The sequence below is a fragment of the Methylobacterium longum genome (assembly GCF_022179385.1).
GTDB classification, from domain to species: domain Bacteria; phylum Pseudomonadota; class Alphaproteobacteria; order Rhizobiales; family Beijerinckiaceae; genus Methylobacterium; species Methylobacterium longum.
In genome coordinates this window covers 105,939-117,495 of the sequence record NZ_BPQS01000010.1, presented here as the reverse complement: position 1 = coordinate 117,495, position 11,557 = coordinate 105,939, and the positions used below count along the sequence as shown (strand labels likewise).

The following is an 11,557-nucleotide window of genomic DNA, read 5'->3' as shown; positions in this document are numbered from 1 at the left end:
TTCCATGATCGTGGCCTTACCATGGGTGGCGCCCGAAATCGCCGGCCGGCCGCTCAGTCCGAGAGCGGCGCGATGGCGCGCTCCAGCCAGGCGCGCGTCTCGGCATCGAGCCCCGGCGCGAGCGTCGCCCGCACCCTCTCATGGTAGGCGTCGATCCATGCGCGCTCGCCCGGGTCGAGCAGGTCCGGCTCGATCAACCGCCGATCATACGGCGCGAGCGTCAGCGTCTCGAAGCCCAGCATCGGGCGCTCACCGTCCGCGATCGCGCGGGGCTCGACCAGAACCAGGTTCTCGATCCGGATGCCGTAGGCGCCGCGGGCGTAGTAGCCCGGCTCGTTGGACAGGATCATGCCGGGCTCCAGAGCCACGGTGCCGGTCTTGGCGATCCGCTGCGGACCCTCGTGCACCGACAGGAAGGCCCCGACGCCGTGGCCGGTGCCGTGGTCGAAATCGAGGCCCGCCTGCCAGAGCGGCGCCCGGGCGAAGGCGTCGATCTGGGCGCCGGTCGTGCCGGTCGGGAAGACCGCACGGGCGATGGCGAGGTGGCCCTTCAGCACGCGGGTGAAGCGGTCGCGCATCGCTGCGCTGGGTGCGCCGACCGCGACGGTGCGGGTGATGTCGGTGGTGCCGTCGGAGTACTGCGCCCCGGAATCGATGAGGAACAGCTCGCCGGGCTGCACGGTCCGGTCGCTGGCGCGGGTCACCCTGTAGTGGACGATCGCCCCGTTCGGGCCGGACCCCGAGATCGTCGGGAAGGAGACGTCGCGCAGGTCGCCTCCGGCGGCGCGAAAATCCTCCAGCGCCTCCACGGCGGCGATCTCGGAGAGCCGGCCGGCGGCGGCGGCGGCGTCGAGCCAGGCGAGGAAGCGCACGACGCTCGCCCCGTCGCGGATATGGGCGGCGCGCGCGCCGGCGATCTCAGCGGCATTCTTGACCGCCTTCATCCCGGTGATGGGATCCCGCCCGACATCGGCGGTGCCGCCGGCCGCCTCGATCTTCTCCTTCAGCGCCACGGCTCCGGTCGCCGCGTCGAGCCGGACGCGGACGCCGCTCAGGGCGGCCAGCCCGTCGTCGAGTTCGGCGCGCGCGAGGATCTCGGCCGCGGGGGCGAGGGCGGCCCGCAGGGCCGGATCGACGTTCGACGAGACCAGGAACAGGCGCGCCGCGCCTTCGCGCGGCAGCACGGCGTAGCCCAGCGCCAGGGGCGTATGGCCGACATCGGAGCCGCGCAGGTTGAACGCCCAAGCGAGGTTGTGCGGGTCCGAGATCACCAGCGCGTCGCAGCCGCCCTCCGCCAGGGCCGCCCGCACCCGGGCGAGCTTCTCCGCGACGGTCTCCCCCGCGAGCGCGTCCGGGTGAACCACGACGGGTCCGGCCGGCGGCTTGGGGCGCCCGGCCCAGACGGCGTCCACGAGGTTGGGGACAGCCCGCACCGCGCCGCCGGCCTTCGTGGCCGCCCGCTCCAGGCGTGCGACACCGTCCGGCGTATGCAGCCAGGGGTCATAGCCGAGCACCTGATCGCGCCTGAGATTGGCGCCGATCCAGGCCTCCGGCGTCGCCTCGGAGAGCGGCACGACCGTGAGGATGCCGGTCTCGACCTGCTCGGGGGCCTGCAGGGTGTACCGGCCATCCACGACCAGGGCGGCGCTCTCCGTCAGGATCAGGGCGGTCCCGGCCGAACCGGTGAAGCCCGTGAGCCAAGCCAGCCGCTCCGCATCCGCGGGGACGTACTCGGATTGATGCTCGTCGGCGCGGGGCACGACGAAGCCGTCGAGGCCGGTCTCGCGCAGGGCGGCGCGCAGGGCCTCGATCCGCTCGGCACCCTTGCGGTGGCTCGGGTCGTCGAAGGTCTGGAAGCGGGGGCGGGGACTCGGCTCTGTCATGGCGCGAGCGTAGCGCCCGGCGGTCCCAGCCCGCAACAGCGCAGCAATGACCGGCGCGCGCCCACAAGTAGCGGTTAAAAAATCGTGTCCAATCTTATCACGCCGCCCAAATCGGTCTATTCCAAGCTTATGCCACGCCGCGTTTACTACCGGATCAGCGACAGAAGGGACGGCCGCTTCGACGCCGTCGTCACGCTCGAGCCGGATACCGTCATCCGGCGCGACGGCTTCGTCTCGCTCGGCGAGGCCGAGGAGTGGATCGAAGGCCTGCGCGTGCTCATGGCGGCGCTGGGCGCCCCGGTGGCGCAGGCGGATCCCACGCCGTCCACGACATCCGCCGTGGCGGAGCCCGGCAGGGCACGCCCACCCGGACGGCTGCGCGCCGCGCACTGACGCGGCGCAGGCGGTCGCGGACCGCGACGACAGACTCCCCGATGGCCGGCCGCCCGTGATCGGTAGCCCACGCGCGCGGCGCGCCGTCCCGCCAAGCCGTCCGGGCGTTCGAACGCGCCGGGTCCGGCGCCGGCGTGGGACGGCAGCGGCGCCCCTCAGCGGCGCGGTCTGCGGGCCGCGCCCCCGCGCATCAGGACAAGCGCGACCCAGCCCTCGATCACGCCGCGGCTCACGAGGGCGAAGCCCTGGAGGCGATAGGCCGAGAGGACACCCGGCACGTCGCGCTCGATCAGACCGGACAGGACCAGCACGCCCTCGGGCGCGACGACCCGCGACAGCGTCGGCGCGAGCAGCCGCAGGGGGCGCGCCAGGATATTGGCGAAGACCAGATCGAAATGGCGCGACCGGTCCGCGAGGCGATGGCGCACGCCCGCTCCCTGGTAGAGCTTGAGATAAGGGCCGAGTCCGTTGGCCCGCGCGTTCTCGCGGGCGGTGCGGACCGCCTCGGGATCGAGGTCGCCCGCTACGACGGGTTGGCGCAACGCCTTCGCGGCCGCGAAGGCGAGGATGCCGGTGCCGGTGCCGACATCGAGGACGTGGGCCGGGCGTCGGCGTTTCAACGCGGCGACCAGCGCCCGAAGGCAGCCCAGCGTCGTCCCGTGATGGCCGGTACCGAAGGCCAGGGCTGCCTCGATCTCGATGGGCAGGTCGTTCGACCGCACGGCATCGCGATCATGCGACCCGTGGATCACGAATCGGCCGGCGCGGACCGGCTTGAGTCCCTCCAGCGAGGTGCGCACCCAATCCTGCTGCTCGATCGTGCGGAACTCCGCCGTATCCGCCGCCGCGCCGATCACCGGCCGGATCAGAGACCGGACATAGGCCTCGTCGGGCGCGTCGGCGAAGTAGGCTTCGAGCAGCCATGTCCGCCCGTCCGCATCCTCGAAGGCCGCCACGGCGGTCTCGGTGGGGTCGAACATCTCGCCCAGCAGATCGGTCATCGCCCGGGCCGAGCGTTCGTCGGTCAACAGGCGCAGGACGTGGGACGGGCGGTGGGGCGGCAGGCCTTCGAGCATGGTCGGGCTGTAACGCCGGGAGGGGCATCATCACAGGGGGAGGCTGCGAAAAATTCCGCCGGACGGAACGCGACCCCGGAGACCGTCCGGGACGCGGCCGGGCGGGACCGGCAGCTTGTTGCCGGCCGGACACATCGGGCAATACTTGTCTCCGGACGGTTTTTTAAAGAGTGTCCATCCGGATCGCGTGTGCTTAAACAGTCTCGGCTTACCCAAGGCCAGACCCTCAACTCCGGCGCGCCGATCTTCGGAATCCGGCGCGCCAGTTTTGACAGATCACAGCGCTCCATGAATTCGCCCCTCCTCTTCAGCGTCATCGTCGCGCTCCTGACGGCGGGCGCGGCGGCGCTGTGGGCGATGCTCGTGGCCGCGGACATGACCGGTCTGCCGGACGCGGATGCGACAGAGCCGCGCGACATCCGAACGTGGTGACGCGGCCGGCGTTGCCGGTTTCGGGGCGATCGCGATTCGCAGCGGGCGCCGCACAGGAATGCGGCAGGGTGTCCACGCGTTAATCACGAGATGCGGGTCGGCACGGAACTCGCCCGGCGGAGCGGCGTTTTTGCCGGCTTTCGGCGTGTATGGCGATTAAGCAAGGTGCGTACAGCGTGACCAAGTCCAGGCGTTCCGGCCCCCGGGGGCCCGTGGTGGTCAACGATGCTTCCGCGCCGGTGCGGCCCCGCGACCGGCTGTTCGGCGGCCCGGCCCCTGAGGGACCGCTGCCGGGCCATTTGCTCGTTCTCCTGAGTCGTCTGCACCGCGCCGAGGCCGCGCCGAAGGAACGCCGCGAGGGACAGGGCGGCTGAAGCCGGAGGGCGGCGCGCCCCGGATCCCCGCCACTTGGCCGATGCTGAGGGGGACCCTATGATTCCCGCCGTGCCCGGTTGGACGTAGCGGGTCGCGACAGGGATCGACCCTCCATGCGCCCGACACGACGGACCTGGATCGCGGGCGCCTCCGGGACGCCGGCGCTGCCCCCCGCTGGCGGATCGGTGCGCGTCGCCGCGGTCGGCCTGAAGAATGCCCTGGACCGAGCCTCGGCCGCCCGGACCTGGGGGACGGGCGAGACGGTGCGGATCACCGACGCGGGCCCCGACGGGTCGGCCCAGCAGATCGACACCGCCCACCCGACACGGCGCGGGCTCGCCACATTCACGGCCGACAGCCGCCCGCCGATCGCGGATCCGGCGGCGCGGATGATGGATCCGGGCAACCCGAACGCCGCCGCGCTCCCGCCTCACCTGTGCAGCCCCGGCACCGGCGCATCCTTCGCGCGCCAGGGGTTCGCGGTGGTCGGGAAGCCCGGCCCCGGCCGGTAGCGGCGCGCCCCGTCGTGCCCGGCCTGACCCCGGAGGAATGGACCGCCGTCGCCCTGAGCCTGCGGGTGGCCGCGGTGGCGACGCTCGCGAGCCTCGGCCCGGGCCTCGCCGTGGCGTGGCTGCTGGCCCGGCGCCGGTTTCCCGGCCGCGCCCTGCTCGACGGGCTGGTCCACCTGCCCCTGATCCTGCCCCCGGTGGTGACCGGCTACCTGCTGCTGCTGGTCCTCGGCCGCCGCGGCACGCTCGGGGCCGCCCTCGCGGAGATCGGGATCGTGTTCTCGTTCCGGTGGACCGGCGCGGCGCTCGCCTGCGCGGTCATGGGCTTCCCCCTGATGGTGCGGGCGATGCGCCTGTCGATCGAGGCGGTCGACCGCCGGCTGGAGCAGGCTGCCGCGACCCTGGGCGCGGGACCGCTGGCGGTGTTCGTCACGGTCACGCTGCCGCTGAGCCTGCCCGGCTGCATCGCGGGAGCCGTGCTGGCCTTCGCCAAGGCAATGGGCGAGTTCGGCGCGACCATCACCTTCGTGTCGAACATCCCGGGCGAGACCCAGACGCTGCCCTCGGCGATCTACACGCTGACCCAGGTTCCCGGCGGCGAGGGGCCCGCCTTGCGCCTTACCCTGGTGTCGATCGCCGTGTCGGTGACGGCGCTGCTGATCTCGGAATTCCTGGCGGCGCGGGCCGGGCGACGGCTGGGAGCGGGCTGAGTGGCGTCTCGACCGCGGCCGGACCATCGACCGGGGACGCGCCGCGTCCCGCGCGCCGGCAGCCGCTCACGCGTACGCGTAGGGGCCGCCCGCCGCCAGGGCCCGCCCGTAGGCCGGGCGGGCGTGGACCCGCGCGAGCCACGCCGCGACTGTCGGACCGGTGCCGGTGCCGCGCGCCGCGAAGGCCTCCAGGGGGAAGCTCATCATGATGTCGGCGGCGGTGAAGTCCGCCCCGCAGAAATAGGGCCGGTCGGCGAGTTCCGTCTCCCAGTAAGCCGCGTGCCGGCGCAGGTCCGGATCGACGAAGCCCTGGAGCACCTGCCCGGCGATCCGGCGGACCAGGGGACGCAGCAGCCGGGGGCTGCCGGGCTCCAGGCGGGAGAAGATCAGCTTGAGCAGCAGCGGCGGCATCGCCGATCCCTCCGCGTAGTGGAGCCAGTAGGTGTAGCGCCTGTGCGCCTCCGTGCCCGGTGCGGGCTCCAGCCGGCCGCCTTCCTTCGCGGTCAGGTGGGTGACGATCGCGCCCGTCTCGGCGATCACCGTGCCGCCGTCCGTGATCACCGGAGCCTTGCCGAGCGAGTGGACCGCCAGGAGCTCCGGAGGTGCCCGCATCGTCCGGGGATCGCGGTCGTAGCGCTGCACCCGGTAGGGCAGCCCGAGTTCCTCGAGCAGCCACAGCACGCGCTGCGATCGGCTGTTCTCAAGGTGGTGGACCGTGATCATCGCGGGGGTGTCCGGGCCGGCGCCGGATCGCGCCGCGCCCCCTGTTACCCGAGAGCCGCCGCGTGAGCATCCAGGTCGACGTGCGGCTCCGGCGCGGGGCCTTCGCGCTCGAGGCCGCCTTCGCGGCCGGGGCGGGTCTGACGACGCTGTTCGGACGCTCGGGCTCGGGCAAGACGACGCTGATCGACCTGATCGCCGGCCTCACCCGGCCCGACCGGGGCCGGATCGTCGTGGGCGGGACCGTTCTGGTCGACACCGCAGGTGGGACCTTCCTGCCGCCCCATCGGCGGCGGATCGGCGTGGTGTTCCAGGATGCACGGCTGTTCCCGCATCTCAGCGTGCGGGGAAACCTCGGCTACGGCCGGGCCCGCGCGCGCCAGGGTCGCGACCCGGCGACCCTCGACAGGGTGACCTTCGATTCGGTGACCGACATGCTCGGCATCCACCACCTCCTAGACCGGCGGCCCGCCGGCCTCTCGGGCGGTGAGCGCCAGCGGGTCGCGATCGGGCGGGCGCTCCTGGCAGGTCCGCGGCTGCTCCTGATGGACGAGCCGCTGGCCGCCCTGGACGAAGCCCGCAAGGCCGAGATCCTGCCGTATATCGAGCGCTTGCGCGACGAGACCGGCGTCCCGATCGTCTATGTCAGCCACGCCGTCTCGGAGGTGGCGCGGCTCGCCACCACGGTCGTCGTTCTGGAGGCGGGGCGCGTGGCCGCCGCCGGCCCCGCGGAGGCGATCCTGCGCCGGGCCGACCTCGTGCCCGTCCACGAGGCCGAGGCCGGCGCACTCCTCGACATGCGCGTGGAGGGAACCGACGCGGAGACGGGCCTCACGGACCTGACCGGGCCCGCCGGGCGGCTGCTCGTGCCGGGGCTCTCGCTCCAGCCCGGGACGCGGTTGCGCGTCCGCATCCCCGCGCGCGACGTGCTGGTGGCCACCGAGCCGCCGCGAGGCCTCAGCGCGCGCAACATCCTGGCCGGACGGGTCAGCCGGCTGATCCCGTCAGGATCCGAGATGGCGGTGGAGATCGATTGCGGCGGCGCCTGCATCGTGGCCCGGCTGACGACGGCGGCCGTCCGCGAACTCGGCCTCGCGATCGGGCGTCCCGTCTACGCGATCGTGAAGAGCGCCGCCTTCGATCCGGCGGGGATCGGCCTCCTGCGCTCACCAGTGACGATCTGAGCCTTGCGGATCCGATCCCGCTCCTGCCTCGCGGCGGAGCCGTTCGCGGTCCCTGAGGCGCGGCAACGCGAGGCTGCCCGTCACCCCATCTGCGTCAGCAGCGTGAAGGCCCCGAAGATCAACACCGCGCCGACGGACGCGGCCAGCAGGATGAGGGCAGCCCGCGACTCCCGAATTTCCGGTGACATGCCCCCTCCGTCTCGGCGCGTTGGCTCGCGGCAAGGCCCCGAGGTTCGCACCGATCGGACGGCCTGTCGACACGGTTCGCCGTTACGCCGCGTGCCGTTTGTCCGATCCGGCGCCGCCTTCGACCGATGGCGGCGCGCTGTCGAGAGCGGCGCTATCCTCGCCGACGCGCAGGGTGGGGCAATCGCTCCGAGAAAGTTTGTTCACTCCTGAGCCAGGGCGTCGCGTCGACGCGCAGACCCCACGCTCATCATCCCGGGGCGGCGCAGCGGCGCCCGGGATCCCTGTTCGCCGACGGATCGAGACACTGCTCCGTCGGCGGCTCCGGGTTGCCGGCCGCGGCGTGCCCCTCGGGTCCGGTCTCCCCTGAGCGACCGCGGACCGATAGGGCGGTCGGTGACGCCGGCAGCGGCCTATCCGGCAGAACGAGCCCCCGGAAGCGCCGGGGGGCCGGCAAGGGGGCCGCTCCGAAGCGATGGGGGCCTGCCGCGGCGAGCGCCGCCGGTTGACGGTCGGGCACAGCCGTGACCATCTTTGTACCGATCGGTACAAACCCTGGAGCAACCTTCCCATGACGGACCGCCCGCCGCTCCCGCCCTTCACCGCCGAGACCGCCGCCCAGAAGGCCCGCATGGCCGAGGATGCCTGGAACGGGCGCGATCCCGAGCGGGTCTCGCTCGCCTACACGCCGGACAGCGTCTGGCGGAACCGGAGCGAATTCTTCACGGGACGCGCGGCCATCGTGGCCTTCCTCGAGCGCAAGTGGGCGCGGGAACTCGATTACCGGCTGATCAAGGAACTCTGGACCTTCGGCGGCGATCGCATCGCCGTACGCTTCGCCTACGAGTGGCACGACGCGGACGGACGGTGGTACCGCGCATACGGCAACGAGAACTGGGAGTTCGACGCGCGCGGCCTGATGCGGCGGCGGATCGCCAGCATCAACGATCTGCCGATCACGGAATCCGAGCGGAAGTTCCACTGGCCGCTGGGCCGGCGCCCCGACGACCATCCGGGGCTCAGCGACCTCGGCCTCTGACGGCCGTGCGTGGCCGGGCGGAGCTGCTTCCCGGGCTCGCGGAGGTGTTTCGCGAGCACGGCTACGAGGGCGCGAGCCTGTCGCTGATCAGCCGGGCGACGGGCCTCGGGAAGGGCAGCCTCTACAACCTCTTCCCCGAGGGAAAGGCCGAGATGGCCGCCTGCGTGCTGGCCGAGATCGACGGGTGGTTCGAGGCCAACCTGTACGCGCCGCTGCGCGCGGCGGAGCGCCCCGCCGCGGCCGTCTCGGCGATGTTCGACGCCGTCGAGACGTATTTCCGCTCCGGGCAGCGGGTCTGCCTAGTCGGGGTCGTGGCGCTCGGCTCGGAGCGCGACCGATTCGCCGGGGCGGTGCGGTGCTACTTCGCCCGCTGGATCGCAGCCTTGGCGGGCGCCCTGACGCGGTCCGGCCGGGAGCCGGCGGCGAGCCTCGCCCTTGCCGAGGAGGTCGTGGCGCAGATCCAGGGAGCCATCGTCCTGGCCCGGGCCCTCGACGAACCCGCCGTCTTCTCCCGGGCGATGACGGCCCTGAGGATTCGGGTCGCCGCCGCGGGCTAGGCGCCGCGGCGGCCCCGCACAGGCCGATCAGGCGGCGGTGCGGCGCTCCACCATCCGGGCGAGGAACGCGCTGCCAATCGGGATGATCGAGTCGTCGAAGTTGTAGCCGGCATTGTGCAGGCCGGGACCGGGATTGGCGCCGAGCCAGACATAGGCGCCGGGCACCGCCATGGTCATGTCGGCGAAATCCTCGCTGCCCATCTTCGGGACCACGTTCGCCTCCACCTTGTCGGCCCCGACCAACTCGGTGGCGATCGCCGTCGCGGCCGCGGCCTGCTCGGGGGCGTTCTCCAGGACCGAGAACACGTCCTGCAGGTCGACCGTGACCTCCGCGCCGTATGCCGCGCCGAAGCCCGCCGCCAGCTCGCGCATGCGGGTGCCGGCGAGTGCCCGAATCTCCTTGTCGAAGGTACGGATCGTGCCGGCGAGGTGCGCCGTCTCGGGAATGACGTTGTAGGCGGAGCCCGCCTCGATCCGGGTGATCGACAGCACGATCGATTTCAGCGGATCGGCGTTGCGCGAGACGATCGACTGGAGCGCCTGCGCGAGTCCGGTGGCGACGATGATCGGGTCGACGCCGCGGTGCGGCTGGGCGGCGTGGATGCCCCGGCCGCGGATGTGGATGTCGAAGAAGTCGGCCGCCGCCATGATCGGGCCGGGCCGCAGCTTGATCATGCCGTGGCCGCCGCCCGGCTGGTTGTGCAGGCCGTAGATCTCGTCGCAGGGGAAGCGCTCGAAGAGCCCGTCCTTCAGCATGGCCCGGGCGCCGCCGCGGCCTTCCTCGGCGGGCTGGAACACGAACACCGCCGTGCCGTCGAAATCGCGGGTCTCGGCGAGGTAGCGGGCGGCGCCGAGGAGCATCGTGGTGTGCCCGTCATGGCCGCAGGCGTGCATCTTGCCGGCGTAGGTCGAGCGGTAGGGGAGGTTGGTCTCCTCCTCGATCGGCAGGGCGTCCATGTCGGCGCGCAGACCGATGCGCTTCCCGTTATCGGTGCGGCCCTTGAGCAGACCGACGACGCCGGTGCCGCCGATCCCGCGATGCACCTCGCAGCCGAAGGTCTCCAGAAGGTCGGCCACGATACCCGCGGTCCGCACCTCCTCGAAGCCGAGTTCGGGATGCGCGTGCAGGTCGCGGCGCAGCGCCGTCAGCTCGTCGGCGTAGGCCTTGATGTGGTCGATCGGGCTCATGTCTCAGGGGCTCTCGGGGGGTGATGTGGTGGAACGCGCAGCGCCGTCGGCGGCGTCGCCCTCATTGGTACGCCGGAACGGCGTGAGCGCATCGAGGACATCCACGGCCTCGGCGACGTGGGCGCGCTCCCGCTGCAAATAATCGGCCACCGCCCGGCGCAGGGCGGGGTCGGCGATGTCGTGGGCCGAGTGCATCAGGACCGGCCGGTAGCCACGGGCGAGCTTGTGCTCCCCCTGGGCGCCGGCCTCGACCCGCTTGAGGCCCCGGGCGATCGCGAAATCGATCGCTTGATAGTAGCAGACCTCGAAATGCAGGAACGGTTGGTCCTCGATGCAGCCCCAGTTACGCCCGTAGAGCGCCGCGTCGCCGATCAGGTTGATGGCGCCGGCGATGTAGGCGCCCTCGCGCTGGGCCATCACGAGGAGCACCCGCTCGGCCATGCGCTCGGACAGGAGCGAGAAGAACCGGCGGTTGAGATAGGGGCGCCCCCACTTCCGGGAGCCGGTGTCCATGTAGAAGGCGTAGAACGCGTCCCAGTGGGCCTCGGTGATGTCCGCGCCGGTCAGGTGCTCCACCGTGATCCCGGGGGCGAGGGCGTCGCGGCGCTCCTTGCGGATGGTCTTGCGCTTGCGCGAGGCGAGCGCGGCGAGGAAGTCGTCGAAGGTCGCGTAGCCGTCGTTCTCCCAGTGGAACTGCTGGTCGGTGCGCTGCAGGAAACCCGCCTCGCCGGCCCGGTCCCACTCGGCTTCGCGCATGAAGGTGACGTGGATCGAGGAGGCCTTGGTCTCGCCCCGCAGCGCCCGCAATCCCGCGACGAGCCCCGCGGTCGCCTCGTCCGGATCGGCGCCCGGGGCGATCAGGAAGCGCGGGCCGGTCACGGGGGTGAACGGGATGCTCACCTGCAGCTTGGGATAGTAGGAGCCGCCGGCCCGCTCGTAGGCGTCGGCCCAGCCGTGATCGAACACGTACTCGCCCTGGCTGTGCGATTTCAGGTAGCAGGGCACCACTCCGAGGCGGGCGCCGTCGCGCTCGACGGAGACGTGGAGGGGCAGCCAGCCGGTCTTGCGGGAGACGCAGCCCGAATCCTCCAGCGCCGACAGGAAGGCGTGCGACACGAAGGGATTGTGGGTCTCGTCGCCGGCCGCGAGGGTTTCGGGAGAGAAGGCGCAGGCATCCCAGTCCGCCGCGCCGATCTCCTTCAATCCGGGCAGAGCCCGCACGGTGAGCGTGGGGGAGTCCGGCGTCGGCCCGGGTGCTTGCTTCATGGTTCGAGTCTAGCCGGTGCCCGGGGAGGAGCAAGCGGG

Annotated in this window: 13 protein-coding genes; 8 read left to right on the top strand and 5 right to left on the bottom strand. The window is 72.3% G+C overall.

All coding sequences use genetic code 11. From position 1 onward, the window contains the following. Window positions 1–53 precede the first annotated feature (53 nt). Complete coding sequence (locus MFF58_RS12025) at window positions 54–1,883, bottom strand: aminopeptidase P family protein (RefSeq protein WP_238287621.1); 1,830 nt, start codon at window positions 1,881–1,883, stop codon at window positions 54–56. Window positions 1,884–1,967: 84 nt separating this feature from the next. Here MFF58_RS12025 and MFF58_RS12020 point away from each other — a divergent pair, with 84 nt between their 5' ends. Continuing rightward, window positions 1,968–2,276: a hypothetical protein gene (locus tag MFF58_RS12020; protein WP_238287620.1), complete on the top strand. Its 309-nt coding sequence runs from the start codon at window positions 1,968–1,970 to the stop codon at window positions 2,274–2,276. 155 nt (window positions 2,277–2,431) lie between these two features. Here the strand turns inward: MFF58_RS12020 and MFF58_RS12015 are convergent, their stop codons facing one another. Next, a complete protein-coding gene (locus MFF58_RS12015) occupies window positions 2,432–3,352 on the bottom strand; it encodes a 50S ribosomal protein L11 methyltransferase (protein ID WP_238287619.1) in 921 nt (306 codons plus the stop codon). Window positions 3,353–3,640: 288 nt separating this feature from the next. On the opposite strand from MFF58_RS12015, the gene MFF58_RS12010 reads away from it, so the two are divergent. The 4 genes from MFF58_RS12010 to modB all read left to right on the top strand — a co-directional run bounded on the left by MFF58_RS12010 (window position 3,641) and on the right by modB (window position 5,378). After that, window positions 3,641–3,784, top strand: coding sequence for a hypothetical protein (locus tag MFF58_RS12010; protein ID WP_238287616.1), 144 nt, complete (start codon window positions 3,641–3,643; stop codon window positions 3,782–3,784). A 176-nt stretch (window positions 3,785–3,960) separates the two neighbouring features. After that, entirely contained in the window at window positions 3,961–4,158 is a 198-nt protein-coding gene (locus tag MFF58_RS12005) for a hypothetical protein (RefSeq protein WP_238287615.1), read from the top strand. Window positions 4,159–4,272: 114 nt separating this feature from the next. Beyond that, window positions 4,273–4,671 carry a type 2 periplasmic-binding domain-containing protein gene (locus MFF58_RS12000; protein ID WP_238287613.1) on the top strand — a complete coding sequence of 133 codons (399 nt, stop codon included), beginning with the start codon at window positions 4,273–4,275 and terminating at the stop codon, window positions 4,669–4,671. A gap of 14 nt (window positions 4,672–4,685) precedes the next feature. Next, window positions 4,686–5,378, top strand: coding sequence for a molybdate ABC transporter permease subunit (gene modB / locus MFF58_RS11995; protein ID WP_238287611.1), 693 nt, complete (start codon window positions 4,686–4,688; stop codon window positions 5,376–5,378). A gap of 66 nt (window positions 5,379–5,444) precedes the next feature. Here modB and MFF58_RS11990 read toward each other — a convergent pair whose 3' ends face one another. Continuing rightward, a complete protein-coding gene (locus MFF58_RS11990) occupies window positions 5,445–6,101 on the bottom strand; it encodes a glutathione S-transferase (RefSeq protein WP_238287606.1) in 657 nt (218 codons plus the stop codon). Window positions 6,102–6,163: 62 nt separating this feature from the next. Between MFF58_RS11990 and modC the strand changes: the two genes are divergently transcribed. From modC to MFF58_RS11975, 3 genes are all read left to right on the top strand, one after another. Continuing rightward, on the top strand, window positions 6,164–7,282 hold the full coding sequence (modC, locus tag MFF58_RS11985) for a molybdenum ABC transporter ATP-binding protein (protein WP_238287605.1): 1,119 nt from the start codon (window positions 6,164–6,166) through the stop codon (window positions 7,280–7,282). Between the two features lie 757 nt (window positions 7,283–8,039). Beyond that, window positions 8,040–8,507, top strand: a complete 468-nt coding sequence (locus tag MFF58_RS11980) for a nuclear transport factor 2 family protein (protein ID WP_238287604.1) — start codon at window positions 8,040–8,042, stop codon at window positions 8,505–8,507. Window positions 8,508–8,512: 5 nt separating this feature from the next. Beyond that, complete coding sequence (locus MFF58_RS11975; protein ID WP_238287603.1) at window positions 8,513–9,064, top strand: TetR/AcrR family transcriptional regulator; 552 nt, start codon at window positions 8,513–8,515, stop codon at window positions 9,062–9,064. Window positions 9,065–9,091: 27 nt separating this feature from the next. Here the strand turns inward: MFF58_RS11975 and MFF58_RS11970 are convergent, their stop codons facing one another. Together MFF58_RS11970 and MFF58_RS11965 are read right to left on the bottom strand one after the other, a co-directional pair. Further along, window positions 9,092–10,252 carry a M20 aminoacylase family protein gene (locus MFF58_RS11970; protein WP_238287602.1) on the bottom strand — a complete coding sequence of 387 codons (1,161 nt, stop codon included), beginning with the start codon at window positions 10,250–10,252 and terminating at the stop codon, window positions 9,092–9,094. Window positions 10,253–10,255: 3 nt separating this feature from the next. After that, on the bottom strand, window positions 10,256–11,518 hold the full coding sequence (locus MFF58_RS11965) for a GNAT family N-acetyltransferase (protein WP_238287600.1): 1,263 nt from the start codon (window positions 11,516–11,518) through the stop codon (window positions 10,256–10,258). Window positions 11,519–11,557: the final 39 nt, after the last annotated feature.

Coding starts and splice junctions, on each gene's coding strand:
- MFF58_RS11970 (WP_238287602.1), bottom strand. CDS start 10,252: ATGAGCCCGATCGACCACATCAAGGCCTACGCCGACGAGCTGACGGCG.
- MFF58_RS11965 (WP_238287600.1), bottom strand. CDS start 11,518: ATGAAGCAAGCACCCGGGCCGACGCCGGACTCCCCCACGCTCACCGTG.
- MFF58_RS12015 (WP_238287619.1), bottom strand. CDS start 3,352: ATGCTCGAAGGCCTGCCGCCCCACCGCCCGTCCCACGTCCTGCGCCTG.
- MFF58_RS12025 (WP_238287621.1), bottom strand. CDS start 1,883: ATGACAGAGCCGAGTCCCCGCCCCCGCTTCCAGACCTTCGACGACCCG.
- MFF58_RS12000 (WP_238287613.1), top strand. CDS start 4,273: ATGCGCCCGACACGACGGACCTGGATCGCGGGCGCCTCCGGGACGCCG.
- MFF58_RS12010 (WP_238287616.1), top strand. CDS start 3,641: ATGAATTCGCCCCTCCTCTTCAGCGTCATCGTCGCGCTCCTGACGGCG.
- MFF58_RS11980 (WP_238287604.1), top strand. CDS start 8,040: ATGACGGACCGCCCGCCGCTCCCGCCCTTCACCGCCGAGACCGCCGCC.
- MFF58_RS11990 (WP_238287606.1), bottom strand. CDS start 6,101: ATGATCACGGTCCACCACCTTGAGAACAGCCGATCGCAGCGCGTGCTG.